Here is a 26,399-nt window from a genome sequence, read left to right as displayed (position 1 = left end):
CGAAGAATGACAGTATTAAAAATAGTTGAACATCCCAATGATATTTTGACGACTCCGGCAGCAGATGTCACAGAGTTTAATGAAGAACTAGGCAAATTGCTTGATGATATGTATGAAACTATGGTGGCAGCAGATGGTATCGGCCTTGCAGCTCCGCAAATCGGAGTATCAAAACGCATAGCCATTGTAGATATGGGAGAAGGCCAAGAAGTCATTGAAATGATCAACCCACAAGTTGTTGCTATTGGTGGTAAAGAAGTTGAAGTAGAAGGCTGCCTAAGCTTCCCGGGATTGTACGGAGAAGTAGAACGACCGTATTATGTAAAAGTTGAGGCGGAAGACCGTGACGGCAATTTGTATGAATTAGAAGCAGAAGATTATGAAGCACGTGCCATTCAACATGAAATCGACCACTTAAATGGTATTTTATTTACTTCAAAAATTATTCGTTATGTCTCTCCTGAAGAATTCATGGAGGAAGGTGAAGAACAATGACGTCCATCGTATTTATGGGGACACCCGCATTTTCTGCACCCGTTCTTCGTATGTTGGTTGAAGAGGGCTATAACGTTTTAGCAGTTGTCACACAACCTGATCGTCCTGTTGGGCGGAAAAAAGTGTTGACGCCACCACCGGTTAAAGAAGAAGCGCTTCGTCACGAAATCGAAGTACTACAACCTGAAAAGTTAACAGGCAGTGCGGAATTAAAAAGACTGCAAGAATTAAATCCAGATTTGATTGTGACAGCAGCATTTGGTCAATTATTGTCTGAAGAGGTGCTAACACTTCCTCAATTAGGCGCCATTAATGTCCACGCATCCTTACTACCAAAATATCGCGGCGGTGCACCAATTCATCAAGCGGTTCTAGACGGGGAAGAGAAAACGGGTGTCACTATCATGTATATGGTGAAGAAACTAGATGCAGGAGATATTATCTCGCAAGTAGAAGTTCCCATTACAGAACAAGACACTACAGGAACGCTCTTTGACAAGCTCAGTGCAGCAGGAACATCCTTGTTAAAGGAAACACTTCCATCGATTGTTGCTGGAACGAACGCACGAACACCTCAAAATCCTGATCAAGTAACGTTTGCACGAAACATCTCACGCGAACAAGAACGAATCGATTGGGCAAAGCCTGCTCGGGAGGTATTCAACCAAATTCGTGGTTTGAATCCGTGGCCAGGTGCGTACACGACGTTTGATGAGGCAAGTTTTAAAATTTGGTCTGCACGTGAAGTGAACGGAAACTCGCATGCTGTACCAGGTGAAATCATTGATACTACAGGCCGTTTTGTTGTACAGACAGGAGACGGACAAGCATTGGAACTACTTGAAGTACAACCTGCAGGAAAGAAAAAATTAGCTGTTGACGAATTCTTACGAGGTGTTGGGCAGCAATACAAACTAGGAGATCAATTTAAATGAAGCGAAAACAACTAGGCAACCCTAGGGACGCAGCTCTATTTGTTCTAATGGATGTCGATAAAAATCAAGCGTATAGTAATTTGTTGCTCACAAAACATATGAATCAACACAAAATTGCAGGTATTGATAAAGGTCTTATGACAGAACTTACGTATGGGACGTTGCAACACAAAATGACACTCGATTTTTTCCTAGCTCCTTTTATCAAAGGAAAATTAGAAAACTGGGTTCAGTGGGTATTGCGCATGGCCGTTTACCAGATTCACTACCTGGATCGTATTCCGAACCACGCAGTAGTAAATGAAGCTGTTCAACTCGCTAAGTATCACGGACACAAAGGTGTTTCAGGTTTAGTGAATGGTGTGTTGCGTGCATTTCTTCGTGAAGGTGTGCCAAGTTTTGATTCGATTAAAGACCCATTAGAACGTTTGTCAATAGAAACTAGTCACCCAGAGTGGATGCTAGAAAATTGGATCCAAGCATTTGGTTTTGAAAAAACAGAACAAATTGCACGCCAAAACAATGTCGCACCTCCTCAGACTATTCGTGTCAACACGATGAAAATATCAATTGATGACGCAATTCAAGCGCTCGAGTCAGAAGGGTTTACTGTACGAAAAGGAATCTTGCCAGAAAGCTTGCATGTTGCTGGGAAAACAGCAGCGACTTCAGCACTTTTCGCATCGGGTCAGTTTACGATTCAAGACGAGAGTTCGATGATGCCAGCACATGCACTCCAACTTGAAAAGGGTATGTCGGTTCTTGATATGTGTGCAGCACCTGGTGGGAAAACCACACATATTGCGCAACTTCTTGCCAATACGGGTCATATTACAGCACTTGATCTTCACGAGAATAAATTAAAGTACATTCATGAGAATGCCGAGCGTCTTGGTTTTACACACATTTCGACGGTTGCGGCGGATGCAAGACAAGCGCAAGAAGTTTTAGAGCAAAAGCAATTTGATCGTATTTTAGTGGATGCACCGTGTAGTGGATATGGTGTCATTCGTCGCAAGCCAGATATGAAATATGCAAAAAAACCACAAGATGCAGAACGATTAGCTACGATCCAACTTGCTATTTTAAATGAAGCCTACTCTCTTTTATCGCCTGGTGGCATACTGGTCTATAGCACATGTACGATTGAACCGACTGAGAATGATGAAGTGATTGATGCTTTTTTACAATTGCATCAAGATATGCAAGAACTCTCTCTTCCGGATGTATTTACTGCTCTTCCGCATGGCGCTGCGAAAGTAGGTCATCAAGTACTTCCATATCCAGACGGCGATGGATTTTATGTAGTAGCTCTTCAAAAAGCATAATCAAGGGGTGACAAAATGGAATTTGTTCATCGCACGGATGTAGGTAAAAAGCGTGCAATCAATGAAGACTATTTGCAAGTCTTCGAAAAATCTAAAGGTATGACGTTAGCAGTACTTGCTGATGGAATGGGTGGTCACAATGCCGGGGATGTTGCTAGTGAACTGGCAGTAAGGTTTTTAGTAGACCGCTTTCAGAAGTCTTCTCTACAAGTTGAAAGTGAGGAGACACATGTTTCTAAATGGTTAACAGAAGCCTATGAGGGTGCAAATGACCGAATAAGCACTATAGCTGAATCGGATCCTGCATGCAAAGGAATGGGTACAACACTGATTGCTGCAGTGTTCCAAGATAGAAAAGTCACGTTTGCACATATTGGAGACAGTCGCGTGTATCTCTATTCTAAAGGGGAAATCCATCCATTGACGAAAGATCATTCCTACGTAAATGTTTTGCTCGATTCGGGAGAGATTGATGAAGAGCAGGCGAAAACACATCCTAGAAAGAATATGCTGATGAAAGCGATTGGGACAGAGATTTCTATAGATCCTGATATTTTAACTGTGACAATGCGTGAAGGGGAGTATGTTCTTATGTGTTCTGACGGATTGAGCAATATGCTGTCATCCGAACAAATCGTTCATGTCCTTCAAACTGAAGCCACTCTTACAGCAAAAGCGGATACACTTGTCACACTAGCCAACGACCAGGGTGGAGAGGACAACATCTCACTCATTCTTAGTCACCTGAAGGTAGGTGAGTAACGATGTTAATCGGAAAACGGATAAGTGGACGTTATAAACTAGAGAAACATATCGGCGGGGGTGGCATGTCCAATGTCTACCAAGCACACGATATGATTTTAGATCGAGACGTTGCCATTAAAATATTGCGTTATGACTTCTCAAACGAAGAGGACCTACACAGACGATTTCAACGGGAAGCCCTTTCTGTCACATCACTGACACACGACAATATCGTCACAATCTATGATGTAGGCGAGGACGGGGATATCCATTACATTGTAATGGAACACGTAAAAGGACAAACATTAAAAGAATACATAGCTGACAATGCGCCTGTGCAACCCGCAAAAGCAGTGACGATTATGAAGCAGCTGTTATCAGCGATTGAACATGCACATGAGCACCATATTGTGCACCGTGACATCAAACCTCAAAATATCTTGTTAGATGAAGAGGGCAATGTCAAAGTGACGGATTTTGGAATTGCGATGGCGTTATCTGCGACATCCTTTACCCAAACGAATTCAGTTTTAGGTACTGTTCACTATTTGTCGCCTGAACAAGCGCGTGGTGGCACAGCAACTCGTAAGTCCGACATCTACGCATTAGGAATTGTATTATTCGAATTATTAACAGGTCAACTTCCGTTTAAAGGGGAGTCAGCAGTTTCGATTGCACTCAAGCACTTACAAGCAGAGACACCTTCTGTTCGAGCAATCAATGCAGCGATTCCCCAAAGTTTAGAAAACGTAGTCCTTCGAGCTACAGCAAAAAAACCTGAAGACCGATACGTCTCTGTAAAAGAGATGCATGCGCATATTGCACGTTCTTTGGATACGGACTATTTAAATGAACCAAAGTATGTACCGAGTGTGGATGACGATGCGACAAAAGTGATGCCTGTCATTAAACAGCCGATTCCGCTCGATGAAATCCAAGAAACGCGTAAACTAGAAGACCGGAAACCAAAAGTTGATCCGGCTCCTGCTCCTGTGAAGAAAAAATCGAAAAAGGGTAAAATTATTGCTCTGATTATTGGTGCGTTACTGTTAATAGGGTTAATTGTTGTACTCGCTTTTCCTGGTATGTTCCGCCCTGCGAAAATTGAGGTGCCGGATGTTGTAGGGATGACACTTGAAGAGGCAACGGAAGAACTCGAAGCCACTGGATTTGTTATTGGAGAAGTACGCGAACAGTATTCAGAAGAAGTGGAAGAAGGACAAGTGATCCGCACAACTCCTGAGGCTGGTAGAATGCGTGATCCTGAAACGGAAATCAATTTGTATGTATCGCAAGGACCCGAAACGATTAAAGTAAATGATTATGTAGGAAGAAGTATCGAGCAAGTTCGACCGCTTGTTGCCGACTCCTTCCAATCAGTTACAGAAAACGAAGAGTTTTCGGATGAACCTATTGGAACGATTATTGCACAACAGCCTGAAGCTGGTGAAGAAGTCAACGCACTAGAAACAGAGTTGATTTTAACTGTTAGTAAAGGACCTGAAACGCGAGAACTTTTAGATTTACGCGGTTACAATGCTCGAGCTCTTGAAGATTACGCGGCGTCTTCAGGGTTTGTCATTAACTCGTCTGCCCGTGAAAATTCATCCGAAGTACCCGCAGGTGAAGTCATACGACAAAGCCCTGAACCGGGAACTATGTTAAAGCCAGGTAGTGAAGTAGCAGTTGTTATTTCAGACGGGCCGGCAGCGGCAGCTACCAAATTATATATCGTGTCCATTGAAATCCCGTATGAAGTAGAAGAAGGTCAAGAGCAGGTAGAGCAGTCTGTTCGAATTTTTGTACAGGACCGTACGCGAACTTTAGCAGAACCGATTGAAGAATTTACAATCACGGAAGACGCAACAAGACGACTTCAGTTAGAAATTGTGGAAGGTGCACAAGGGGCGTATCGCATCGAAGTAGATAATGTTGTAGTAGCACAAGAAACAATTAATTACGCAGATCTACCATAAGGAGGAATGGCATGCCAACAGGCCAAATCAGAAAAGCATTAAGTGGTTTTTACTACGTCTATGATCAAGGTACGGTTATCCAAACGCGGGCACGCGGAGTATTTCGCAAAAGAGGCCAGTCGCCACTCGTGGGTGATATGGTAACTTATACAGTCGAAGGAGAGAATGACGGTGTCGTGACGGAGATAGAGGAACGCAAAAACGAGCTTGTACGGCCACCTATTTCGAACGTCGATCAGGCGCTCCTCGTATTCTCTGCGATTGAGCCAGATTTTAATGAACATTTACTTGACCGGTTTTTAACAGTCATCGAAGGGTATGGAATTGAACCTGTCGTGATTGTAACGAAAATGGATTTATTATCGGACGAACAGCGCTTGAAAGTTGAACACCAAGCTTCTTATTATGAGCAAATTGGCTATCCTTTGATTTACACATACAAGGGAGACCCGTTGCTTGCAGAAAGTATCGCTAAGTTGTTACCAAATCGTCTTAGCGTACTAGCAGGACAATCAGGCGTTGGGAAATCGACATTACTCAATACGTTGTTACCAGAACTGAAGTTAAAGACCGGCGAAATCTCTATGGCTTTAGGACGCGGGAAGCATACAACCCGTCATGTTGAGCTAATAGAGGTAGCAGGAGGTCTTTTAGCCGACACTCCAGGATTTAGTAATTTTGAACTCGATCATCTTGAAAAAGAAGAACTAGGTGAATGTTTCCCGGAAATGAGGAAATTAACGTGCAAGTTCAGAGGATGTCTTCATCTGAAAGAGCCAGGGTGTACGGTGAAAGATGCCGTAGACGTAGGCGAAATTGCCGAGCATCGTTATGATAATTATCTTCAATTTTTACATGAAATTATGGATAGAAAGCCGAGGTATTAACAATGGTAAAAATAGCACCTTCAATTTTAGCAGCAGATTTTGCAAATCTTCAAAGTGAAGTCCAACTCGTCGATCAAGCGGGGGCGGATTGGATTCATATTGACGTTATGGATGGTCATTTTGTTCCAAACATCACTATGGGTGCACTTGTAGTAGACGCTATTCGTCCACATACAAAGCTACCACTCGATGTGCATTTAATGATTGAAAATCCAGATCAGTATATTGAGTCCTTTGTAAAAGCTGGTGCGGATATTATTACGGTGCATGTAGAAGCTTGCCGTCATTTGCATCGAACATTGCAACATATCAAATCTCAAGGAATTCAGTGTGGAGTTGTGCTAAATCCACACACGCCAATTTCTACAATCGAACACGTACTTGAAGAAGTTGATGTCGTGTTGTTCATGACCGTAAATCCTGGTTTTGGGGGGCAGTCTTTCATTCCCTCGGTGTTAAAGAAAGTGAAACAATTGGCTGATTTAAAACAACAGCACGGCTATACATTTGAAATTGAAATTGATGGTGGTGTCAATAAAGAAACCGTTAAAGAGTGTGTGGCTGCTGGCGCGACAGTCGTTGTAGCGGGTTCCGCAATTTATGGTGCTACCGATAAAGCACAAGCACTTCGTGACATCAAGGAAGCCTAGTATGCGTATTGGGATTTGTGGGGGAGGACCGCGTGAGCAACTTCCTCTAACTCTTGAAGCAGATTACTGGATAGGAGCGGACAGTGGAGCCATTCGATTGTTGGAGAAAGGTATAACACCTGACTTTATCATTGGTGACTTGGATTCTATTCAAAATGCAGAGCGTGAAAAGTGGCAGACTCAGTTGATGCAAGCCGTGCAAGTTTCACCTGAGAAAGACGAAACAGATACGTATTTAGCACTTGAAAGATCAGTCGAAATGCTCCCAAAGCAAATCGTACTCGTCGGCGTCACAGGAGGCAGACTTGATCATTATCAAGCAGTCTTGCATGACATGTTGCGTTTTCAACTGCAGTTTCCGTCTATTCAGTTTGAACTACTAGACCGCGATAACAGAATTCTCTTTTTGCAACCTGGCGTTACAGAGGTTGAGAAAAATGAATACACCTACTGTTCTTTCTTTTCATGGCAAGGGGATGTTCTAAACGTTTCTCTCACTGGATTTAAATATCCCGTGCAAAACGACTTGATCAGTAAAACCAGCGCGCGCTTTACAAGTAATGAGATTGTCGAACAAGTTGGGTCTATCTCATTTTCCTCCGGCATATGTTTATGTATACAGAGTCGCGAGGAAAGTGGGGATTAAATGAAGGTCATTACAATTCAACTTCCATCGAGTGTAACAAAGCTTTTGAGATGGTTCTTCCGAGATACCAAAAAAAACCGCCACTAAGGCGGTTTTTTACGTACAAAGAAAAAACCACAGCATATGCCGTGGTCTTTACAAAAGGGAGGCGATTAAACGCGCTCCACTTTTCCTGATTTTAATGCACGAGCAGAAACCCATACGCGTTTTGGTTTACCATCTACAAGAATACGAACTTTTTGTAAGTTAGCACCCCATGTACGCTTAGAAGCGTTCATAGCGTGTGAACGGTTGTTTCCAGAACGAGTCTTACGGCCTGTAATGACACATTGTTTAGGCATACTAATTCCCTCCTCACAACAAGAAGCTATGCTTTTTGTTTTACTTCGTTATTTCACATACTTTAGTAATTTACCATACTTTTTTTATGTTCGCAAGTGTTATCAAGAAAATTTCCTTTACAGCTCATCAGTAAATCGTTTCTTTTCAGGACACGCTTCGTATAGTACAATGGTGAGTAGTCAGTTTGACTTAGGGAGGAATTGCAATGTCAATTGAAATAAAAAATGATTTTGGCCAGATTGAAATTTCACAAGATGCGATTGCTCAAATCGCAGGTGGAGCAGCGATTGAATGTTACGGGATCGTAGGCATGGCTTCGAAACACCAAGTGAAAGATGGCTTATCTGACATTTTACGAAAAGAGAATTTTACAAAAGGTGTACTTGTTCGTGAAAAAGACGGAAAAGTGCATATTGATATGTATATCATTGTGAGCTACGGGACAAAGATCTCAGAAATCGCATACCAAGTCCAATCAAAAGTAAAGTATACGCTTGGCAAATCTTTAGGCATGGCTGTCGAATCGGTGAATGTCTATGTGCAAGGCGTTCGCGTTGCGACAATGTAAGGGAGAGAAATTTATGAAAACGATTAATGGGATTCAATTTGCTGAAATGGTGCAGATGGGTGCACACCACCTGGCTCAAAATGCAGCATATGTAGATGCATTAAATGTCTTCCCGGTTCCGGACGGAGATACAGGGACGAACATGAATTTATCTATGACATCAGGTGCAACAGAAACAGCTAAAGGAACAACAGAACACCTAGGTAAAACAGCTCAAGCACTTGCAAAAGGCTTGCTAATGGGCGCACGAGGTAATTCTGGAGTTATTTTATCTCAGCTTTTCAGAGGGTTCGGTAAGTCTGTTGAAGGCTATTCTGAAGTAACAGCAGAACAATTTGCTGCAGCACTTCAGTATGGTGTAGATACAGCTTACAAAGCTGTGATGAAGCCAGTTGAAGGTACAATTTTAACTGTTGCAAAAGATGCAGCGAGAAAAGCAGTAGAGGTAGCTAAAGAAGTTGATGCGATCGATGAACTCATGACACTTACTCTAGAAGAAGCCAAGGCTTCTTTAAAACGCACGCCTGATTTACTTCCAGTATTGAAAGAAGTAGGCGTTGTCGATAGTGGTGGACAGGGTCTAGTCTATGTATATGAAGGGTTTTTAGCTTCTCTTAAAGGAGAAGAATTACCTGAGAAAACGTCCGCTGCTTCAATGGACGAAATGGTGAGTGCTGAACACCACATGGCTGTTCAAGGCTTTATGGATACGTCAGAGATTGAATTCGGTTTCTGTACAGAATTCATGGTTCGTTTAGATGAAACGAAAAAGTCATTTGATGAGACAGATTTTCGGAATGATTTAAGTGTATATGGTGATTCGTTACTTGTCATCTCAGATGAAGAAGTCGCGAAAATCCATATCCACTCTGAGCAGCCTGGGGAAGTTTTAAACTATGGGCAGCAATACGGGGATCTCATTAAAATTAAAATTGAAAACATGCGTGAACAACACACAGATATTGTGGGTGATAAACCGAAACAAACAAAAGCAGTGAAACATCCATATGCCGTAGTGACGGTTGCAATGGGCACAGGAGTTAGCGAATTGCTGAAAAGTTTAGGGGCATCTGCAGTGATCGAAGGCGGTCAAACAATGAACCCGTCTACTGAAGATATCGTGAAAGCGATTGAAGAAGTCGGTGCAGAGCGCGTATTGATTTTACCAAACAATAAAAATATCATTATGGCAGCTGAACAAGCAGCTGAACTTCTTGATATTGAAGCGGCAGTTGTTCCAACGAAAACTGTTCCACAAGGTATGGCAGCAGTCCTTGCATTCAATCCGGAGGCATCTGTTGAAGACAATAAAACATCGATGACACAAGCCTTCTCACATGTGAAGACTGGACAGATCACACATGCAGTGCGAGATACGTCAATTGATGGTGTCGAGATTGCAAAAGATGATTTTATGGCGATTGCTGAAGGTAAGATTATTCTGTCAACGAAGGATTTAGACGCAGCTGCGAAAGAACTATTAAATAAGATGGTAGACGATGAAGCGGAATTGTTAACAATTCTGTATGGTCAAGACACAACAGAAGCGCATGCCAACGAACTTGCTGAGTGGATTGAAGAAAATTATCCGGATGTAGAAGTAGAAGTATACAACGGTAAACAGCCGCTGTATCCATACATCTTATCTGTCGAATAAGTATAGTTTTAATGTAATGCTAGAAGGGGGAGTTTCTTATTACTGAGAAACTCTCTTTTTATATGGTGTCTTTAGTAATAGGGGTTTTGGCGACTATACTAGTTTCCATAACATCAGGAATGTAATAATGGCGACCACTAACGTTATAATCAACCTAGTAGTGTGCCAAAGTTAGTAGCGTTCTACACATCGAAAAATAAAAGTTGAGTTCCGTTCCGGGGCTGCTTTCCGAGGGCGCGTCGTGAGCCTCCTCAGCGAAAAACACGCTTGCGGGGTCTAACGTTCCGCTTTTGATCCCTCCGGAGTCAGCCCCTGCTCTCCACTCAACTAATTAACTGCCAGTGTGAAAGCGACTTTCATATAGTGTCTGCCATCAAAGTTAAGAATAAGAGGATTTCAATGGTTTCACCAGTTAGTGGTAATAAAGCCCGGAACCCAGGGCGTCATTTCCCGGGTTATCAGGGTTTTCCCGAGACCCGGCAACGAAGATGAAAGTGGACTTCTTTCATCTTACGTGGGGAGGCTCGGGGAAATCCTCCCAGGAAATGGCGACCTGGGTGGAGGGTTTTACAGTTTAGAGTGGCGTTCTCCTATCTAAAACTAAAGTTGAGTGGAATGGAGGGGTTGACTCCAGTGGGATCAAAGTCTGCCGTGAGATCCCGCAGGAGCCTGCGACGAGGAAGCTCACGCAGCGCCCACGGAAAGCAGCCCCGCAGTGGAACTCAACGTTTTAAAGGGGTTTCGACTTTGACTGGAATCGAGTTACGCCTCCTAGAAATCCCGCAAGAAGCCATCGCGGTCTATGAAGCAAAGAACGCTTCACAGCCCACGCTGTCATCTCGCACAATTTCTGAACAGTCGGCTCCACATCTAACTGGAATCGAGTTCCGAACGCCAGAAACACGCTCCGGAATCAGCCGCACCACAAAGGCTGAAGTACGCCTTCATGGGCACGTCTGATTTCCTCGGAGTTTCTAGAGTGGCGTTCTCCACATCTAATAAACTAGAAGTAAAAGCGTTTTCATAGTAAACTAGTAAGGATAAAGGTTTGGGGGAATGACGTATGAAATTTAAATCAGTTTTCGATATAATCGGTCCAGTCATGATTGGACCTTCATCTTCTCATACAGCAGGTGCTGCTCGCATTGGACGCATTGCGCGTGACTTATTTGGGCGTCAACCGAAATGGGCACGTATCCATCTTTATGGATCGTTCGCCGAGACATACAAAGGGCATGGAACAGATGTGGCCATCATCGGGGGGCTACTTGACTACGATACAGACGATGAGCGCATCAAAACAGCATTTGAAGATGCAGCCCGCCTTGACTTGTATTTTGAATTTATTCCAGAGACCGGTCATACAGAACATCCGAACACTGCGCGTATTGTGATTGGAGACGACGAACAAGAAATGTCCATTGTCGGTATTTCCATCGGTGGAGGAAAAGTTGAGCTTGTGGAATTGAATGGATTCCCTCTTCGTCTATCTGGCGGTGGAGCGGCAATTCTTGTTGTCCATGAAGACCGATCTGGTTGTATTGCCAGTGTTGCAAAATGTTTAGCAGATCAACACATCAACATTGGACATATGGAAGTGTCACGGAAAGAAAAAGGAAACATGGCTTTAATGGTCATCGAAGTAGATCAAACTGTCAGTGAATCCGTTTTAGCAGAAATCGCGACATTGCCAAATATCACGCAAGTCACACGAATTGCAGAGTAGGAGGAACGAAAATGGAAGTATTGTTTCGGAATGTTCGGGAACTTGTCGAACGTGCAGAAAATGAAAATAAATTAATATCTGAAATTATGATTGAACAAGAAATATTAGTGACAGGTCGCAAGCGTGAAGAAATTATGAAACAAATGGATCGCAATCTGACTGTCATGGAAGAAGCGGTTGAAAAAGGATTACTTGGAGTACGTTCGACATCGGGATTGACGGGTGGCGACGCCGTACTTATTCAAAACTATATGAAAAAAGGCAACTCCTTATCTGGTGAGCTATTACTCGACGCTGTCAGCAAAGCCGTCGCTACGAATGAAGTAAATGCGGCTATGGGAACAATTTGTGCGACTCCTACTGCAGGATCTGCTGGGGTTGTACCAGGTACTTTGTTTGCTGTCATTCACAAATTAAACCCAACGCGCGAGCAAATGATCAACTATTTATTCACTTCAGGGGCTTTTGGCTTTGTTGTCGCTAACAATGCATCGATTTCAGGTGCAGCTGGAGGTTGCCAAGCTGAAGTGGGGTCTGCGGCAGGAATGGCTGCAGCGGCAATTACAGAAATGGCTGGCGGATCGCCACAGCAATGTTCAGAAGCCTTTGCGATTACATTAAAAAACATGCTTGGCCTTGTGTGTGATCCAGTAGCCGGACTTGTAGAAGTCCCATGTGTAAAGCGCAATGCAATGGGTGCTGCGAACGCACTTGTAGCAGCTGATATGGCACTTGCTGGTGTAACAAGTCGCATTCCTTGTGATGAGGTAATCGATGCGATGTACAAAATCGGACAGACGATGCCAACAGCACTGAAAGAAACTGCGCAAGGTGGATTAGCTGCAACACCAACAGGTCGCTGGTTAGAAGCAAAAATCTTCGGTGGAGCCGTCGCGAGTCGTGAACAATAACCTTTTGCATGAGCCACTCACCATTTTAAAAGGTGTTGGGAAAGCAACTGCAGAAGCATTACAAGAATTGGGCATCTCCACATTGGAAGATGTCCTCTTCACATTTCCCACCCGACATGAAGATTTTCGATTAAAAGATCTGACCCTGACCGATCACAATGAACGAGTAACAATTGAAGGCCGGATTGAGAGTGACCCAACTATCCTTTTTATGGGGAAAAAATCAAGACTACAAGTGAAAGTGCTGACAGGAAGACACTTGATTAAAGCGGTGTTTTTTAACCAGCCTTATTTAAAAGCCAAGTTTATACCAGGTGAAATCGTGACGATTTCCGGTAAATGGGACAAAGGCCGTCAAGTTATTCAAGCTTCTGCGCATCAGCTTGGGCCTCGTACAGATGATCATGATTTTGAACCTGTCTACAGTTTAAAAGGGCGTGTGACTCAAAAAGTATTCCGTAGACTACTGACGCAAGCATTTGAATTAACGAAAGAAGAACTTGTGGACCCATTGCCGGAGTCTGTTCGTGAGTCGTATCGGTTACCGAACTTATACGAAGCGCTTCAAGCTATCCATTTCCCAGAAGATGCAGCGCAGACAAAGAATGCACGTCGACGTTTTGTGTATGAAGAATTGTTGCAATTTCAATTAAAAATGCAAGCATTGAAAAAAATTCGAAAAGATGCGAATGTCGGTCGACCCGTCGAGTATGATCCGCTACTCATCAAGAGTTTTGTAGCTTCTCTTCCGTATGAATTAACGGGTGCACAAAATCGAGCCGTGGATGAAATCTTAAAAGATTTACGGGCGCCCTACCAAATGAATCGATTGCTTCAAGGAGATGTTGGATCAGGAAAAACAGTCGTTGCTGCGATCACAATCATTGCGGCGTATAGTGCAGGGATGCAAGGGGCCATCATGGCACCGACAGAGATTCTAGCTGAACAACATGCCAACGCATTCTTTGATTGGTTCTCTCCGCTTGGCATTCAGGTTGCATTATTGACGGGCTCGACGAAAGCGAAGATGAAGCGCCAGATTCTAGAAGGGTTGCAAACAGGGGAGATCGATGTCGTCATTGGGACGCATGCGTTGATTCAACCTGACGTTCAATTTAAAAACTTAGGTGTAGTCGTCACAGATGAGCAACACCGTTTTGGAGTAGAACAGCGCCGCGTGTTAAAACAAAAAGGTCTAGAGCCCGATGTCTTGTTCATGACCGCTACACCTATTCCTCGAACACTGGCAATCACAGCGTTTGGAGAGATGGATGTAACAATCGTTGATGAAATGCCAGCAGGTCGAAAGCCAATTGAAACGTATTGGGTGAAAGAACAGCAATTGCCTGCATTATTGTCTCGCCTAAAAAAAGAGCTGATTGCTGGGAGGCAAGCGTATGTAATCTGTCCTCTCATTGAAGAGTCCGATAAATTGGATCTACAAAACGTACTCGATATCTTCCATGAATTGCAGGCTTATTATGAACCTGAGTTCAAAGTGGAATTGATGCACGGGAAATTACCTTCCGATGAAAAAGACGCTGTCATGCGAAAGTTTTCGGACAATGAAAGTCAAATTCTCGTGTCGACAACAGTTGTGGAAGTAGGCGTAAACATTCCGAACGCGACGTTCATGATGATTTTTGACGCTGAGCGGTTCGGCCTTGCACAGCTCCATCAACTGAGAGGAAGAGTAGGTCGAGGAGATCATCAGTCATATTGTGTGTTAATCGCTGATCCAAAGACTGAAGTGGGGAAAGAGCGGATGACATCGATGACAGAAACGACCGACGGTTTCGCGCTTGCTGAAAAAGATTTAGAACTTCGGGGGCCTGGAGACTTTTTTGGGAGAAAGCAAAGTGGGATGCCTGAATTCAAAGTAGCAGATCTTGTGCATGATTACCGGGCACTCCAAACAGCTCGGGAAGACGCAGAAAGATTAGTGGATAGCCAGTATTTCTGGCACTCAGAAGAGTGGAGTCTGATTCGGGCAAAGCTTGAGCAATCAGGTATTTTGGAAGGCCAGCGAATCGATTGAGAATGCAAAGAACGAAACAGTTCTTGCATTCTTTTTTTTCTATTTATATACTGATATTAGTACCAAGTGCTAAAAGAGGTGATAATCATGCGCTATTCCAAAAAAGAAAGACAATCGGGGCTGAAAACGATGTTGGATGAAAACCCGTTTATAACTGACGAACAACTTGCCACACATTTTACGGTGAGTGTACAAACGATTCGTTTGGACCGCATGGAACTATCCATTCCCGAACTTCGTGAACGGATCAAGCATGTAGCAACGGATAGGCTGTCAACGGTACGCTCTCTGACAGAAGATGACGTGATTGGCGAGATTATTGACTTATCACTTGGTGAATCGGCAATTTCCATGCTTGAGATTGGCGGGGAGCATGTCTTCCAAACCCGCAACATTGCGCGAGGGCATCATTTGTTTGCGCAAGCCAACTCATTAGCAGTCGCATTACTGGATGATGAACTTGCGTTGACGAAAAAGGCGACCATACACTTCGTCAAACAAGTGAAAAAAGGAGATCGAGTAGTTGCGAAAGCTCGTGTATTAGAGCGGTCAAATGAACGAAACTCCATCATTCATGTCATCAGTAAAGTTCATCAGGAAAAAGTATTTGAAGGGGAATTTGAGATGTACCACGTTTCCCAATCCAAAGAGAAGGTGACAAAATGAAGCTTGCATTAGACGCAATGGGTGGCGATAACGCACCTGGTGAAATTATTAAAGGCGCCTACCGTGCACTCGATGAATTTCAAGATATTGAGATTATGTTGTATGGTATCGAGCAAGAAATGACGCCGTATCTTAAACAACATGATCGCTTGAAAGTAATTCCAACAACTGAAAAGATTGAAGCGACGGATGAGCCTGTTCGTGCGATTCGTCGCAAAAAAGACGCTTCGATGGTCCGGATGGCACAAGCTGTGAAAGACGGGGAGGTGCATGCTGCGATTTCTGCTGGGAACACGGGCGCGTTAATGGCATCTGGCTTGTTCATTGTTGGCCGTATACCTGGTATCGAGCGACCTGCCCTAGCACCAACTCTTCCAACTATAGATGGGAAGGGGTTTGTCATGTTAGATCTTGGTGCGAATGCGGATGCCAAGCCGGAGCACTTAGTGCAATACGCGGTGATGGGAAGTATTTATGCTAAAAACGTTCGGTCTATCGAAAAGCCGCGTGTAGGGTTACTAAATATCGGTACAGAGCCTGGTAAAGGAAATGACTTAACAAAACAAGCCTATAAACTGTTGGAAGAGGCACCTATCCATTTCATTGGAAACGTTGAAGCACGTGACCTGTTGGACGGAGTAGCGGATGTTGTTGTGACGGACGGATTCACAGGCAACATGGTACTAAAGACAATCGAAGGAACTGCAGGTAGTTTATTTAAAATGTTGAAACAAACATTTATGAAGTCAACCAAGACAAAACTGGCTGCTGCTCTTGTGAAAAATGATTTATCGGATTTAAAAGGGTTGATGGACTATACAGAGTACGGTGGAGCAGGCCTGTTTGGTCTCAATGCACCCGTGATCAAAGCACATGGCTCTTCTAATGAAAATGCTATCTTCCACGCCATTCGCCAAGCACGTACGATGGTGGAATGGGATGTAAGTGGCGTGATCGCGGAAACCATTCGAAAGGAAACTGAACAATGAAGGTAGCATTTGTATTCCCAGGGCAAGGTTCTCAATCTGTCGGTATGGCAAAAGACCTTGTTGAGAACTTTAAAAAGTATGACCAGTACTTGACGACAGCTGAAAAAGCAATGGGTATTCCCATCTCGAACATAATGTTTGAAGGACCACTTGAAGAATTAACAAAAACGTATCACGCACAACCGGCTCTTCTTCTAAGTAGTACAATCGCTGCGTCTATTCTTATGGAAAACGGCTTGAAGCCCGACTATATGGCGGGGCACTCCCTTGGGGAATATTCAGCACTTGTGATGGCGGGAGTTCTCTCTGTTCAAGACGGTGCATCAATCGTTCACAAACGTGGGAAATTCATGAACGAAGCCGTTCCTGCAGGACAAGGTGCAATGGCAGCGATTCTTGGTATGGCCGCTGACGACTTAGCAACTGTAACAGAAGCTGTTACTACTGAAGGTCACTCTGTACAAGTGGCAAACTTGAACTGTCCGGGCCAAATTGTCATTTCAGGTACTGCTGAAGGCGTAAAATTAGCGTCTGAGCGAGCAAAAGATCATGGAGCAAAGCGCGCAATTCCACTCTCGGTTAGTGGGCCTTTTCATTCATCATTAATGCGTCCAGCTGCAACCAAGCTAGGTGTTGAGTTAGCGATGATTCCACTACGTGAACCAAAAGTGCCGATTATCGCAAACGTTACAGCAAAGCCGGTTGAAAGTGCAGATGAAATTCGCAAACTATTGATAGAACAAGTAACGGCTCCTGTTCGATGGGAAGAATCTATACGAACGATGCTGGATTTAGGTGTCGATACATTCATTGAGTGTGGACCAGGAAATGTATTATCAGGATTAATTAAGAAAATTGACCGATCTGTAACGACTTATTCAGTGTTCGATACACTCAGTCTCACCAATACGTTGTACCATTTGAAAGGAGATTCACAATGAGCTTACAAGGAAAAACTGCCGTTGTAACGGGTGCATCCCGCGGAATCGGAAGTGAGATTGCAAAAGATTTGGCTGCACGAGGTGCTCAAGTGGTTGTCAATTATAGTGGGAGCAAAGAGAAAGCGGAATCCGTTGTGGCGGAAATCACACAAGCTGGTGGCCAAGCGATTGCTGTGCAAGCGTCTGTTTCAAACGCAGATGATGTCACAGCACTGATGAAAGCAGCACTTGATGCATACGGTTCTATCGACATCCTTGTAAACAATGCGGGAATCACGCGTGATAATTTGCTAATGCGTATGAAAGACAGTGAGTGGGACGATGTGATCGACACAAACCTCAAAGGTGTGTTTTTAACGACAAAAGCTGTTACGCGTCAAATGATGAAGCAACGCAAAGGACGTATCATCAATATCTCCTCAATCGTCGGTGCATCTGGGAATCCGGGTCAGACGAATTATGTAGCTGCTAAAGCGGGTGTCGTCGGCATGACAAAGTCTGTCGCACTCGAACTTGCATCACGCAATATTACAGTCAATGCGATTGCTCCAGGGTTCATTGAAACAGAGATGACGGATTCACTACCTGAAGAGATCAAATCCGCAATGCTTGCACAGATTCCACTCGGCCATTTTGGCACTGCAAAAGATATTGCAGCAGCTGTTGCATTTTTAGCTTCGGAAGAAGCTACATATATTACAGGGCAAACACTCCATGTCAACGGTGGAATGTACATGTAATCTAGGCAAGACGCAGGTTTTTGCGTATACTAATGAGGGGAGGTGACATGAAATGTCAACAGTATTAGAACGCGTAACAAAAGTCATCGTAGACCGCCTTGGTGTCGATGAGAGCGAAGTGAAAATGGAAGCTTCTTTCCGTGAAGATTTAGGCGCTGATTCATTAGACGTAGTTGAACTTGTAATGGAGCTTGAAGATGAGTTCGACATGGAAATCTCTGATGAGGAAGCTGAAAATATTTCAACTGTAGGTTCTGCAGTAACGTACATTGAAGGTAAATTAGGCGAATAAAGAAACGTAGCCAGAGAGTGCAGACTCTCTGGTTTTTCTTTTTTAGGCCGAGACTATGCAAGGCTTGTAATAAACAGTAAACTAAGAAGGATAGACATGTAGAAAGGCTGAGGCAAATGAAGGAATCGAAGAAAAAACCAGTGTACAGTGCAGAGGCAAAAGCAAAAGTGGCCGAGTTTCAAAAACAAACAGAATTTGTATTTACAAACGAAAGTCTATTGTTTGAAGCGTTCACGCATTCATCTTATGTAAATGAACACCGCAGAAAATCGTTTATTGACAATGAACGGTTGGAGTTTCTTGGTGATGCCGTACTCGAACTAGCAGTATCCCAATACCTTTTCCATCGTTATCCGAAAATGACCGAGGGAGAGTTGACGAAACTTCGTGCGTCGATTGTCTGTGAACCGTCCCTTGTTCATTTGGCAAATGAGTTGGATCTTGGCTCGTATATTTTGCTTGGCAAAGGAGAAGAGAATACGGGTGGGCGTAATCGTCCTGCGCTTCTAGCGGATGTATTTGAAGCATTAGTAGGCGCTTTGTATCTCGATCAAGGATTAGATAAAGTCACTGAGCTTCTGGAAACTGTGATGTTCCCAAAAGTTGAAGTGGGAGCATTTTCAAAAGTCTCGGACTACAAGAGTCAACTTCAAGAGCTTGTCCAGCAAGACAATTCTGGACAATTGAAGTATGAAATCATTGAAGAAAAAGGTCCCGCTCACAATCGTATCTTCATCTCACAGGTGTCTTTAGATGCAGAACCTCTTGGAGAAGGTAGCGGAAGGTCAAAAAAAGAAGCGGAGCAACAAGCTGCGCAACTGGCAATACAGAAATTAAAGGCGGATGAGTAAGTATGTTTTTAAAGAGGCTTGAAATTGTAGGCTTCAAATCGTTTGCAGAACGCATTGCAGTGGACTTTGTTCCAGGTGTGACAGCAGTCGTCGGACCAAACGGAAGCGGTAAAAGCAATATTACAGACGCGATTCGTTGGGTACTTGGTGAACAATCTGCTAAATCGTTGCGTGGAACTAAGATGGAAGACGTCATTTTTGCAGGGAGTGACTCCCGCAAACCACTCAACTTTGCAGAAGTCACGCTCGTTCTAGATAACCAGTCCAAAGCGCTGCATACCGAGTATGCGGAAGTGAGTGTGACGAGACGCGTTTACCGTTCAGGAGATTCCGATTACCTACTGAACCGTCAAACTTGTCGTTTAAAAGACATTACGGAACTGTTCATGGATTCAGGGTTAGGGCGTGAAGCCTTTTCGATTATCTCGCAAGGAAAAGTCGATGAAATTCTAAACAGTAAGGCAGAAGATCGTCGCGCGATATTCGAAGAAACAGCAGGCGTTCTAAAATACAAACAGCGGAAACGAAAAGCAGAATTTAAATTAATTGAAACAGATGACAACTTAAACCGGGTATTGGATATTTTGCATGAGTTAGAAGGGCGTATTGAGCCGCTTCAAATTCAGTCATCCATTGCGAAGGATTATTTGGCATTCGCTGAAGAGCTTCGAACACGTGAAGTAAGTTTGGCCTTATTCGACATTGAACAGGCTGAGGATCAATTGGAAGTCCTTGCAAAACATGCAGAAGAAGTAGCAAAAGAAGTCCAGTCTACACGTACTCAAAAAGAAGAACTCGTTCTTCATCTTACACAAGCGCGTTCACAACTTTCACAACTTGAAGAATCACTCGATACGCTTCAAGATGAGGCTGTTACAGTTTCTACAACTTTAGAGCGTCAAGAAGGAAGAAAGCTAGTCTTAGAAGAAAAACAAAATAATCGGAAACAACAAATAGAAAAGCTTCAAGCTTCACTTGCGGTCGCAAAACAAGAAGCAAAACAGCTAGAAGAGAAACATGAACAACTAGAGATGCAAAAAAAGGAGCAAGCGAAAAAAATAAAAGAGTTGCGTGATACACGTAACCAGCTCGAGCAAATTCTACATACGTCTGAAGAAGATTTAGAAGTGCAAGTAGAGACATTAAAAGCGGATTATATAGAACTCTTAAATGAATCCGCGGCACTAAAGAACGAGCAACGAATTTTAGAACAGCAAACAGAAAAGCAAAAGCTCCATTATGCTCGTTTCTCATCGGATTTAAAAGAAATCGAGCGTCAACTGGACGAGGCGAGAAATGCCCACAACCTTGCTAATGCTTCAAAAGAGCAACTCGATCACAAGCTCGAGCAGGCCTTATTAGCATTTAAAGAAAAAAAAGTGGTCTATGATGATGTTTCACAATCGTATGAAAAGAAACGACAACTTCTCTTTGATGGCTATCAACAACTTCATCAGCTTCGTGCAAAACGAGACTCCCTTGTAGAATTAGAATCGGAATTCAGTGGCTATTTCCAAGGTGTGAGAGAATTATTAAAACAACGAAATGAAGAGAGGTTTAACGGCATTCGTGGAGCTGTCGCGGAACTATTAGATATCCCTACAGCATATGTAACGGCCATCGACACAGCTATCGGAGGCCAAGCACAACATGTTGTAACGGATACTACACGTGATGCGCAGCATGCAATTGCCTATCTGAAACAACAGCGATTAGGGAGAGCAACATTCCTTCCGATGGATGTTATAAAGCCACGTCAACTTCCAGATTTTCAGTTGAAAAAGCTTGAAAATCATGCGGCATTTGTAGCAACGGCAAATACGCTAGTTTCCTGTGAACCGGAATATCGTCCTATTCGAGATAATCTACTCGGGACTATTGTGGTCGCAAAGGACTTGAATGGTGCATCTCAACTGGCAAAGCTGATCAACCACAGTGCACGAATTGTTACTCTAGATGGCGATATCGTTCACCCTGGAGGGTCATTGACAGGCGGAACTACGAAAAAGCAAAGTTCAGTGTTCTCAAGGAAAGCAGACCTTGAGAACTATTCTACGCTCGTTGTGAAACTAGAGGCAGACCTCGCACGTGCTGAGCAACAGGTGGCAGATTTTAAACGCAAGAAGGACCAGCTTGAAACAGAACTTGAAACACTTCGGTCCTCTGGTGAAGAACTCCGCAGCAATCAACAACAAGTTTATTCTGAAGCTGCCAGCGCAGAAAACTTAGTCGAAAAATGGCAAGACAAAAAAGATATGTTTCATCTGCAACAGCAAGAACATGGAGATGACCAACAACAAGCGACAACTCGTTTAAATGAAATTGAGCAATTACTAGCAGAGAGATCACAGAAGGCGCAGTCCATACAGAGTCAAATTGATGAGTTGACGGCTCTAAAGTCTAAGACGGTGGAACAGAAAGACGCGATTCAAAACCAACTGGGAACTGTGATCACAGAAGTTGCGCTTGCAAGTGAACGGGCACACCAACTTGATCGAGAATTAACCGCATTGTCTGAGTCTATCGCGAAGGCGACTACACAGATTACAAGTTGGGAAGAAGAACTAGCATGGTATCAAACAGGTCATGAAGGGCAAACAGCCGAAGAATTAGCTGCAGAAATCGAGCAGTTGGTGATCTCTCGTAATTCCTTGCAAACAACGATTCAGTCCGTACGGGAAAAGCGTAAAGAGCTAAATCATCAAGTGCGCGCCGCCGAGTTAGAAGAAGAAGCGGTATCCGAACGTCTGCACACGCTATCCGTGCAACACGAGAAGTTGAACATGCAAAACGAACAACTAGAATCTAGCTTGGCGAGCTATTATTCTGTGTTAGAAGATGACTATGAACTGACGTATGAAGATGCGAAACAGACATTCTCACTACCGGAAGATAGTGATCGTGAGCGCTCTAAAGTTCGATTGTTAAAGCGTTCAATCGAAGAGTTGGGACCGGTAAACATCGCTGCCATAGAAGAGTTTGAGCAAGTCAACGAACGCTATCAGTTCTTAACAGAACAACGCAAAGACTTGATTGATGCAAAGGATACGCTTCATTCAGCGATTACAGAGATGGACGAGGAAATGACAGAACGTTTCAGCCGTACATTTTTTGAAATACAGAAACATTTCCGAGATGTTTTTCGTAAATTATTTGGAGGCGGACAAGCGGATCTCGTGTTGACCGATCCAGAAAATATGCTTGAAACGGGAGTCGACATTGTCGCACAGCCTCCAGGCAAGAAATTACAAAATCTATCGCTACTATCGGGTGGAGAACGTGCACTGACAGCGATTGCACTTTTATTTGCCATTTTACAGACGCGTCCAGTACCGTTCTGTATTTTAGATGAAGTAGAAGCAGCGCTTGATGAAGCCAATGTCGTACGATACAGTGAGTATTTAAAGCAATTCTCGGGTGATACCCAATTTATTGTTATCACTCACCGCAAAGGGACGATGGAAGGTGCAGATGTTTTGTACGGTGTGACAATGCAAGAGTCTGGTGTATCGAAATTAGTCTCAGTAAAATTAGAAGAATACGTATAAGGGAAGGGTTAACATGAGTTTTTTTAAGAAATGGAAAGAAAAAATGGCAGGTACGCCTGAAGAGCAGGTTGAAAAACAAAGCATTACTGAAAAGTTTAAAGGGGGTCTCACGAAGACTCGTGACCAATTTACATCTAAAGTCAATGACTTAGTAGCAAAATACCGCAAAGTAGATGAGGATTTCTTTGAAGAATTAGAAGAGCTTCTCTTGCAAGCAGATGTTGGCTTTGAAACAGTTATGGAACTCATGGACAAGCTGCGTTATGAAGTGCAACGCAAAAATATTAAGGATACATCTGGCATTCAATCCGTCATCGCTGAGAAATTAGTCGAAATTTATGAGGATGGAGAAGAGCAGCTAGCAGAAATTACGTTACCAGAAGAAGGGTTAGGCGTTATTTTAATGGTAGGCGTGAATGGTGTCGGCAAAACGACGACAATCGGAAAGCTTGCATACCAGTACAAGCAACAGGGAAAAACCGTCATGTTAGCAGCGGGAGACACATTCCGCGCAGGTGCGATTGACCAACTGCAGGAGTGGGGAAACCGTGTAGGTGTAGAAGTCGTTAAACAAGGCGAAGGGTCAGATCCGGCAGCTGTAATGTATGATGCAGTGCGCGCAGCGAAAAGCCGTGGTGTCGATATTTTAATCTGTGATACAGCAGGGCGTCTTCAAAATAAAGTCAACTTGATGAATGAGCTGGAAAAGATTCACCGCGTTATTTCACGTGAAGTGCCAGATGCGCCGCATGAAGTGTTACTTGCTCTAGATGCGACGACAGGTCAAAATGCATTGATTCAAGCCCAGACATTTAAAGAAGTGACAAATGTATCAGGAATCGTGTTGACGAAGTTAGATGGCACAGCAAAAGGCGGAATCGTTCTTGCTATCCGTAACAAACTTGGTATTCCTGTAAAGTATGTAGGACTTGGAGAGAAAATCGACGACTTGCAGCCTTTTGATGCAGACAAATATGTATATGGCTTATTTGCTGAAGGATTGGATTTAGAACAACAAAACGAACAAGACAAGTAAAAATACTTGACAGCACTTGGTCGACCTACTACACTAGTGGGTGTAACCGAAAGGGAGCGACAAGATGATTGAAAAAACAACCCGAATCAACTTCCTGTTTGACTTTTATCAATCACTTTTAACAGATAAACAACGCTCATACATGGAACTTTATTATTTAGATGATTTGTCTCTAGGTGAAATCGCAGAAGAATACGAAATCTCCCGTCAAGCGGTCTATGACAACATACGTCGTACAGAGATGATGCTTGAAGAATATGAGACAAAACTAACACTTCTTGAAAAATTTCAGCAGCGCCAACAGTTGGTTGAACAACTCGAAGCGGCTGTGAAACAAAATCAATCACCTGAAAATGTACTCGCTTTATTAGAGCAACTAAAAGGCGTCGAATAGGAGGAGCAATCATGGCTTTTGAAGGTTTAGCAGAACGACTCCAAGGGACGATGCAAAAGATTAAAGGTAAAGGAAAGATTTCCGAGGCGGATGTCAAAGAAATGATGCGCGAAGTCCGCTTTGCTTTGATTGAAGCAGACGTCAACTTAAAAGTCGTCAAAGAGTTTATCAAAACGGTATCTGAACGTGCGGTTGGTCAAGACGTTATGAAGAGTTTGACGCCTGGTCAACAAGTCATCAAAATTGTAAAAGATGAATTGACGCAATTAATGGGTGGCGAACAAAGTAAAATCGCTTTTTCTACACGTCCGCCAACAGTCATTATGATGGTCGGTTTGCAGGGGGCCGGTAAAACGACGACAAGTGGTAAGCTTGCGTCTGTACTTCGTAAAAAATATAATAGAAAACCTCTATTAGTAGCGGCTGATATTTATCGTCCAGCAGCCATTAAACAGCTTGAGACGCTGGGTAAGCAATTATCGCTTCCTGTCTTCTCGCTTGGCACTGAGGTATCACCTGTAGAGATTGCAAGACAAGCCATTGAACACGCTAAACAAGAGCATCATGATGTGGTGATCATCGATACAGCGGGTCGTCTACACGTAGACGAGACGTTAATGGATGAATTAAAACAGATCCGTGCTTTAAAAGAGCCAGATGAAATCTTCTTAGTTGTCGATTCAATGACAGGGCAAGATGCTGTGAATGTCGCATCCAACTTTAATGAAGCCATCGGTATCACAGGCGTTGTATTAACAAAGCTTGATGGAGATACACGCGGTGGAGCTGCGTTATCCATACGTTCCGTTACTCAAAAACCGATTAAATTTGTCGGTATGGGTGAGAAGATGGACGCTTTAGAAGAATTCCACCCAGATCGCATGGCTTCTCGAATTCTTGGGATGGGCGACATGTTGTCGCTCATTGAAAAAGCACAAACGGAAGTCGATGAAACGAAAGCAAAAGAGCTTGAAGAAAAGATCCGTACGCAATCATTTACGTTTGATGATTTCATCGAGCAACTCCAACAAGTGAAAAAGATGGGACCGCTTGATGAGATTTTGAAGATGCTTCCGGGCGCTGGAAAAATCAAAGGTCTTGAAAATGCAAAAGTCGATGAGAAACAGATGGGGCGCGTCGAAGCGATTATTTATTCAATGACGCCTCATGAAAAATCACATCCCGAGAGCATCAATGGCAGTCGTAAAAAGCGAATTGCAAAGGGGTCGGGAACTTCTATTCAAGAAGTAAATCGTCTTTTGAAACAATTTGAAGACATGAAAAAGATGATGAAACAAATGTCTGGTATGCAACAAAAAGGCAAGAAAAAGATGAATTTCCCAGGTATGGATGGGTTATTTCGATAACTTTTAGTAGTGTTAAGAAAAAACACTTTACAAACTAAAAAAAGCTTGGTAATATACTATCTTGTGTGAAACTATTCGGAGGTGCACTAACAAATGGCAGTAAAAATTCGTTTAAAACGTATGGGAGCTAAAAAGTCTCCTTTCTATCGTATTGTAGTAGCTGATTCACGTTCACCACGTGACGGCCGTCAAATCGAAACAGTAGGTACTTACAACCCACTAACTAAACCAGCTGAAGTAAAAATCAATGAAGAATTAGCATTGAAATGGCTTCAAGATGGTGCAAAACCATCTGACACAGTACGTAACTTGTTCTCTGAACAAGGCATCATGGAAAAATTCCATAACGCAAAATTAGGTAAATAATCGGGGGTGATTGCATGAAGCAGCTGATTGAAACGATCGTAACACCACTTGTCGACCATCCGGAATCCATTGAGATTCAAGAACAGGTCTCCGGGAACCGGGTTGTCTATAAGCTTTCTGTACATCCAGAAGATATGGGGAAAGTCATTGGCAAACAAGGACGTGTCGCAAAAGCGATTCGAACAATTGTGTATTCAGCAGCAAGCAGTCACCAATCAAAACGTGTATTTGTCGATATTTTGGATTGACCGAAAGGAAGAACTCAACTAGTTCTTCCTTTTTGTTCGTCTACGACTAGCAAAGGAG

General features: G+C 43.3%; 27 protein-coding genes. 26 read left to right on the top strand and 1 reads right to left on the bottom strand.

The genetic code is table 11. The annotated features are described in order from the left end of the window. Nucleotides 1-6 precede the first annotated feature (6 nt). From def to AB5N96_RS01030, 8 genes are read left to right on the top strand one after another with little or no spacing between them, the layout of a single operon-like run. Nucleotides 7-495: a peptide deformylase gene (gene def / locus AB5N96_RS01065; RefSeq protein ID WP_392456202.1), complete on the top strand. Its 489-nt coding sequence runs from the start codon at nt 7-9 to the stop codon at nt 493-495. Then, complete coding sequence (gene fmt / locus AB5N96_RS01060) at nt 492-1,430, top strand: methionyl-tRNA formyltransferase (RefSeq protein WP_499704430.1); 939 nt, start codon at nt 492-494, stop codon at nt 1,428-1,430. Before def ends, fmt begins: the two co-directional genes overlap by 4 nt. Beyond that, nucleotides 1,427-2,758: a 16S rRNA (cytosine(967)-C(5))-methyltransferase RsmB gene (gene rsmB, locus AB5N96_RS01055; protein ID WP_392456206.1), complete on the top strand. Its 1,332-nt coding sequence runs from the start codon at nt 1,427-1,429 to the stop codon at nt 2,756-2,758. The genes fmt and rsmB overlap by 4 nt, the downstream gene beginning before the upstream one ends. Nucleotides 2,759-2,773: 15 nt before the next feature. Then, nucleotides 2,774-3,520 carry a Stp1/IreP family PP2C-type Ser/Thr phosphatase gene (locus AB5N96_RS01050; protein ID WP_204589010.1) on the top strand — a complete coding sequence of 249 codons (747 nt, stop codon included), beginning with the start codon at nt 2,774-2,776 and terminating at the stop codon, nt 3,518-3,520. 2 nt (nt 3,521-3,522) lie between these two features. Next, the gene (gene pknB / locus AB5N96_RS01045; RefSeq protein ID WP_204589011.1) at nt 3,523-5,478 is read left to right on the top strand and encodes a Stk1 family PASTA domain-containing Ser/Thr kinase; all 1,956 of its coding nucleotides are present in this window, start codon (nt 3,523-3,525) and stop codon (nt 5,476-5,478) included. An 11-nt stretch (nt 5,479-5,489) separates the two neighbouring features. Next, a complete protein-coding gene (gene rsgA / locus AB5N96_RS01040; RefSeq protein WP_204589012.1) occupies nt 5,490-6,365 on the top strand; it encodes a ribosome small subunit-dependent GTPase A in 876 nt (291 codons plus the stop codon). A 2-nt stretch (nt 6,366-6,367) separates the two neighbouring features. Then, nucleotides 6,368-7,015 carry a ribulose-phosphate 3-epimerase gene (rpe, locus tag AB5N96_RS01035; protein WP_499704429.1) on the top strand — a complete coding sequence of 216 codons (648 nt, stop codon included), beginning with the start codon at nt 6,368-6,370 and terminating at the stop codon, nt 7,013-7,015. Nucleotide 7,016: 1 nt separating this feature from the next. After that, nucleotides 7,017-7,661 carry a thiamine diphosphokinase gene (locus tag AB5N96_RS01030; RefSeq protein WP_499704428.1) on the top strand — a complete coding sequence of 215 codons (645 nt, stop codon included), beginning with the start codon at nt 7,017-7,019 and terminating at the stop codon, nt 7,659-7,661. A 152-nt stretch (nt 7,662-7,813) separates the two neighbouring features. Here the strand turns inward: AB5N96_RS01030 and rpmB are convergent, their stop codons facing one another. Beyond that, nucleotides 7,814-8,002 (bottom strand): 50S ribosomal protein L28, encoded by a 189-nt coding sequence (rpmB, locus tag AB5N96_RS01025; protein ID WP_010301642.1) that lies wholly within the window; start codon nt 8,000-8,002, stop codon nt 7,814-7,816. A 206-nt stretch (nt 8,003-8,208) separates the two neighbouring features. Here rpmB and AB5N96_RS01020 point away from each other — a divergent pair, with 206 nt between their 5' ends. From AB5N96_RS01020 to AB5N96_RS00935, 18 genes are all read left to right on the top strand, one after another. Then, the gene (locus AB5N96_RS01020) at nt 8,209-8,571 is read left to right on the top strand and encodes an Asp23/Gls24 family envelope stress response protein (protein WP_204589015.1); all 363 of its coding nucleotides are present in this window, start codon (nt 8,209-8,211) and stop codon (nt 8,569-8,571) included. Nucleotides 8,572-8,584: 13 nt separating this feature from the next. Next, nucleotides 8,585-10,228, top strand: coding sequence for a DAK2 domain-containing protein (locus AB5N96_RS01015; protein WP_204589016.1), 1,644 nt, complete (start codon nt 8,585-8,587; stop codon nt 10,226-10,228). Between the two features lie 747 nt (nt 10,229-10,975). Further along, nucleotides 10,976-11,188, top strand: a complete 213-nt coding sequence (locus tag AB5N96_RS01010; RefSeq protein ID WP_499704427.1) for a hypothetical protein — start codon at nt 10,976-10,978, stop codon at nt 11,186-11,188. A gap of 103 nt (nt 11,189-11,291) precedes the next feature. Beyond that, nucleotides 11,292-11,954: an L-serine ammonia-lyase, iron-sulfur-dependent subunit beta gene (gene sdaAB / locus AB5N96_RS01005; RefSeq protein WP_204589018.1), complete on the top strand. Its 663-nt coding sequence runs from the start codon at nt 11,292-11,294 to the stop codon at nt 11,952-11,954. Nucleotides 11,955-11,965: 11 nt separating this feature from the next. Beyond that, entirely contained in the window at nt 11,966-12,865 is a 900-nt protein-coding gene (sdaAA, locus tag AB5N96_RS01000; RefSeq protein ID WP_499704426.1) for an L-serine ammonia-lyase, iron-sulfur-dependent, subunit alpha, read from the top strand. After that, nucleotides 12,855-14,903: an ATP-dependent DNA helicase RecG gene (gene recG / locus AB5N96_RS00995; RefSeq protein WP_499704425.1), complete on the top strand. Its 2,049-nt coding sequence runs from the start codon at nt 12,855-12,857 to the stop codon at nt 14,901-14,903. The genes sdaAA and recG overlap by 11 nt, the downstream gene beginning before the upstream one ends. Nucleotides 14,904-14,990: 87 nt before the next feature. After that, nucleotides 14,991-15,569 (top strand): transcription factor FapR, encoded by a 579-nt coding sequence (fapR, locus tag AB5N96_RS00990; RefSeq protein WP_204589021.1) that lies wholly within the window; start codon nt 14,991-14,993, stop codon nt 15,567-15,569. Continuing rightward, nucleotides 15,566-16,558, top strand: a complete 993-nt coding sequence (gene plsX / locus AB5N96_RS00985; RefSeq protein ID WP_499704424.1) for a phosphate acyltransferase PlsX — start codon at nt 15,566-15,568, stop codon at nt 16,556-16,558. Before fapR ends, plsX begins: the two co-directional genes overlap by 4 nt. Further along, complete coding sequence (fabD, locus tag AB5N96_RS00980; RefSeq protein WP_499704423.1) at nt 16,555-17,499, top strand: ACP S-malonyltransferase; 945 nt, start codon at nt 16,555-16,557, stop codon at nt 17,497-17,499. Before plsX ends, fabD begins: the two co-directional genes overlap by 4 nt. Further along, nucleotides 17,496-18,239 carry a 3-oxoacyl-[acyl-carrier-protein] reductase gene (gene fabG, locus AB5N96_RS00975; RefSeq protein ID WP_499704422.1) on the top strand — a complete coding sequence of 248 codons (744 nt, stop codon included), beginning with the start codon at nt 17,496-17,498 and terminating at the stop codon, nt 18,237-18,239. The genes fabD and fabG overlap by 4 nt, the downstream gene beginning before the upstream one ends. Nucleotides 18,240-18,291: 52 nt before the next feature. After that, a complete protein-coding gene (acpP, locus tag AB5N96_RS00970) occupies nt 18,292-18,531 on the top strand; it encodes an acyl carrier protein (RefSeq protein ID WP_204589025.1) in 240 nt (79 codons plus the stop codon). A gap of 116 nt (nt 18,532-18,647) precedes the next feature. Beyond that, nucleotides 18,648-19,382, top strand: a complete 735-nt coding sequence (rnc, locus tag AB5N96_RS00965) for a ribonuclease III (protein WP_392456237.1) — start codon at nt 18,648-18,650, stop codon at nt 19,380-19,382. Nucleotides 19,383-19,384: 2 nt separating this feature from the next. After that, complete coding sequence (gene smc, locus AB5N96_RS00960) at nt 19,385-22,930, top strand: chromosome segregation protein SMC (RefSeq protein ID WP_499704421.1); 3,546 nt, start codon at nt 19,385-19,387, stop codon at nt 22,928-22,930. Between the two features lie 13 nt (nt 22,931-22,943). Continuing rightward, entirely contained in the window at nt 22,944-23,966 is a 1,023-nt protein-coding gene (gene ftsY / locus AB5N96_RS00955) for a signal recognition particle-docking protein FtsY (RefSeq protein WP_204589028.1), read from the top strand. A 64-nt stretch (nt 23,967-24,030) separates the two neighbouring features. Further along, on the top strand, nt 24,031-24,360 hold the full coding sequence (locus tag AB5N96_RS00950) for a putative DNA-binding protein (RefSeq protein ID WP_204589029.1): 330 nt from the start codon (nt 24,031-24,033) through the stop codon (nt 24,358-24,360). A gap of 11 nt (nt 24,361-24,371) precedes the next feature. Then, nucleotides 24,372-25,727 carry a signal recognition particle protein gene (ffh, locus tag AB5N96_RS00945; protein WP_204589030.1) on the top strand — a complete coding sequence of 452 codons (1,356 nt, stop codon included), beginning with the start codon at nt 24,372-24,374 and terminating at the stop codon, nt 25,725-25,727. A 93-nt stretch (nt 25,728-25,820) separates the two neighbouring features. Continuing rightward, nucleotides 25,821-26,093: a 30S ribosomal protein S16 gene (gene rpsP, locus AB5N96_RS00940; protein WP_053590001.1), complete on the top strand. Its 273-nt coding sequence runs from the start codon at nt 25,821-25,823 to the stop codon at nt 26,091-26,093. Nucleotides 26,094-26,107: 14 nt separating this feature from the next. Next, entirely contained in the window at nt 26,108-26,341 is a 234-nt protein-coding gene (locus AB5N96_RS00935) for a KH domain-containing protein (RefSeq protein ID WP_204589031.1), read from the top strand. The last annotated feature ends 58 nt before the right edge of the window (nt 26,342-26,399 follow it).

The sequence above is a fragment of the Chryseomicrobium imtechense genome, from assembly GCF_041475995.1.
In the GTDB taxonomy this organism is placed as follows: domain Bacteria; phylum Bacillota; class Bacilli; order Bacillales_A; family Planococcaceae; genus Chryseomicrobium; species Chryseomicrobium aureum.
This window is presented reverse-complemented; position numbering and strand designations above follow the sequence as displayed.

Excerpts from the sequence above, each read along its gene's own strand:
- def (WP_392456202.1), top strand. The coding sequence starts at position 7 with ATGACAGTATTAAAAATAGTTGAACATCCCAATGATATTTTGACGACT.
- fmt (WP_499704430.1), top strand. The coding sequence starts at position 492 with ATGACGTCCATCGTATTTATGGGGACACCCGCATTTTCTGCACCCGTT.
- rsmB (WP_392456206.1), top strand. The coding sequence starts at position 1,427 with ATGAAGCGAAAACAACTAGGCAACCCTAGGGACGCAGCTCTATTTGTT.
- AB5N96_RS01050 (WP_204589010.1), top strand. The coding sequence starts at position 2,774 with ATGGAATTTGTTCATCGCACGGATGTAGGTAAAAAGCGTGCAATCAAT.
- pknB (WP_204589011.1), top strand. The coding sequence starts at position 3,523 with ATGTTAATCGGAAAACGGATAAGTGGACGTTATAAACTAGAGAAACAT.
- rsgA (WP_204589012.1), top strand. The coding sequence starts at position 5,490 with ATGCCAACAGGCCAAATCAGAAAAGCATTAAGTGGTTTTTACTACGTC.
- rpe (WP_499704429.1), top strand. The coding sequence starts at position 6,368 with ATGGTAAAAATAGCACCTTCAATTTTAGCAGCAGATTTTGCAAATCTT.
- AB5N96_RS01030 (WP_499704428.1), top strand. The coding sequence starts at position 7,017 with ATGCGTATTGGGATTTGTGGGGGAGGACCGCGTGAGCAACTTCCTCTA.
- rpmB (WP_010301642.1), bottom strand. The coding sequence starts at position 8,002 with ATGCCTAAACAATGTGTCATTACAGGCCGTAAGACTCGTTCTGGAAAC.
- AB5N96_RS01020 (WP_204589015.1), top strand. The coding sequence starts at position 8,209 with ATGTCAATTGAAATAAAAAATGATTTTGGCCAGATTGAAATTTCACAA.
- AB5N96_RS01015 (WP_204589016.1), top strand. The coding sequence starts at position 8,585 with ATGAAAACGATTAATGGGATTCAATTTGCTGAAATGGTGCAGATGGGT.
- sdaAB (WP_204589018.1), top strand. The coding sequence starts at position 11,292 with ATGAAATTTAAATCAGTTTTCGATATAATCGGTCCAGTCATGATTGGA.
- sdaAA (WP_499704426.1), top strand. The coding sequence starts at position 11,966 with ATGGAAGTATTGTTTCGGAATGTTCGGGAACTTGTCGAACGTGCAGAA.
- fapR (WP_204589021.1), top strand. The coding sequence starts at position 14,991 with ATGCGCTATTCCAAAAAAGAAAGACAATCGGGGCTGAAAACGATGTTG.
- plsX (WP_499704424.1), top strand. The coding sequence starts at position 15,566 with ATGAAGCTTGCATTAGACGCAATGGGTGGCGATAACGCACCTGGTGAA.
- fabD (WP_499704423.1), top strand. The coding sequence starts at position 16,555 with ATGAAGGTAGCATTTGTATTCCCAGGGCAAGGTTCTCAATCTGTCGGT.
- fabG (WP_499704422.1), top strand. The coding sequence starts at position 17,496 with ATGAGCTTACAAGGAAAAACTGCCGTTGTAACGGGTGCATCCCGCGGA.
- acpP (WP_204589025.1), top strand. The coding sequence starts at position 18,292 with ATGTCAACAGTATTAGAACGCGTAACAAAAGTCATCGTAGACCGCCTT.
- rnc (WP_392456237.1), top strand. The coding sequence starts at position 18,648 with ATGAAGGAATCGAAGAAAAAACCAGTGTACAGTGCAGAGGCAAAAGCA.
- smc (WP_499704421.1), top strand. The coding sequence starts at position 19,385 with ATGTTTTTAAAGAGGCTTGAAATTGTAGGCTTCAAATCGTTTGCAGAA.
- ftsY (WP_204589028.1), top strand. The coding sequence starts at position 22,944 with ATGAGTTTTTTTAAGAAATGGAAAGAAAAAATGGCAGGTACGCCTGAA.
- AB5N96_RS00950 (WP_204589029.1), top strand. The coding sequence starts at position 24,031 with ATGATTGAAAAAACAACCCGAATCAACTTCCTGTTTGACTTTTATCAA.
- ffh (WP_204589030.1), top strand. The coding sequence starts at position 24,372 with ATGGCTTTTGAAGGTTTAGCAGAACGACTCCAAGGGACGATGCAAAAG.
- rpsP (WP_053590001.1), top strand. The coding sequence starts at position 25,821 with ATGGCAGTAAAAATTCGTTTAAAACGTATGGGAGCTAAAAAGTCTCCT.
- AB5N96_RS00935 (WP_204589031.1), top strand. The coding sequence starts at position 26,108 with ATGAAGCAGCTGATTGAAACGATCGTAACACCACTTGTCGACCATCCG.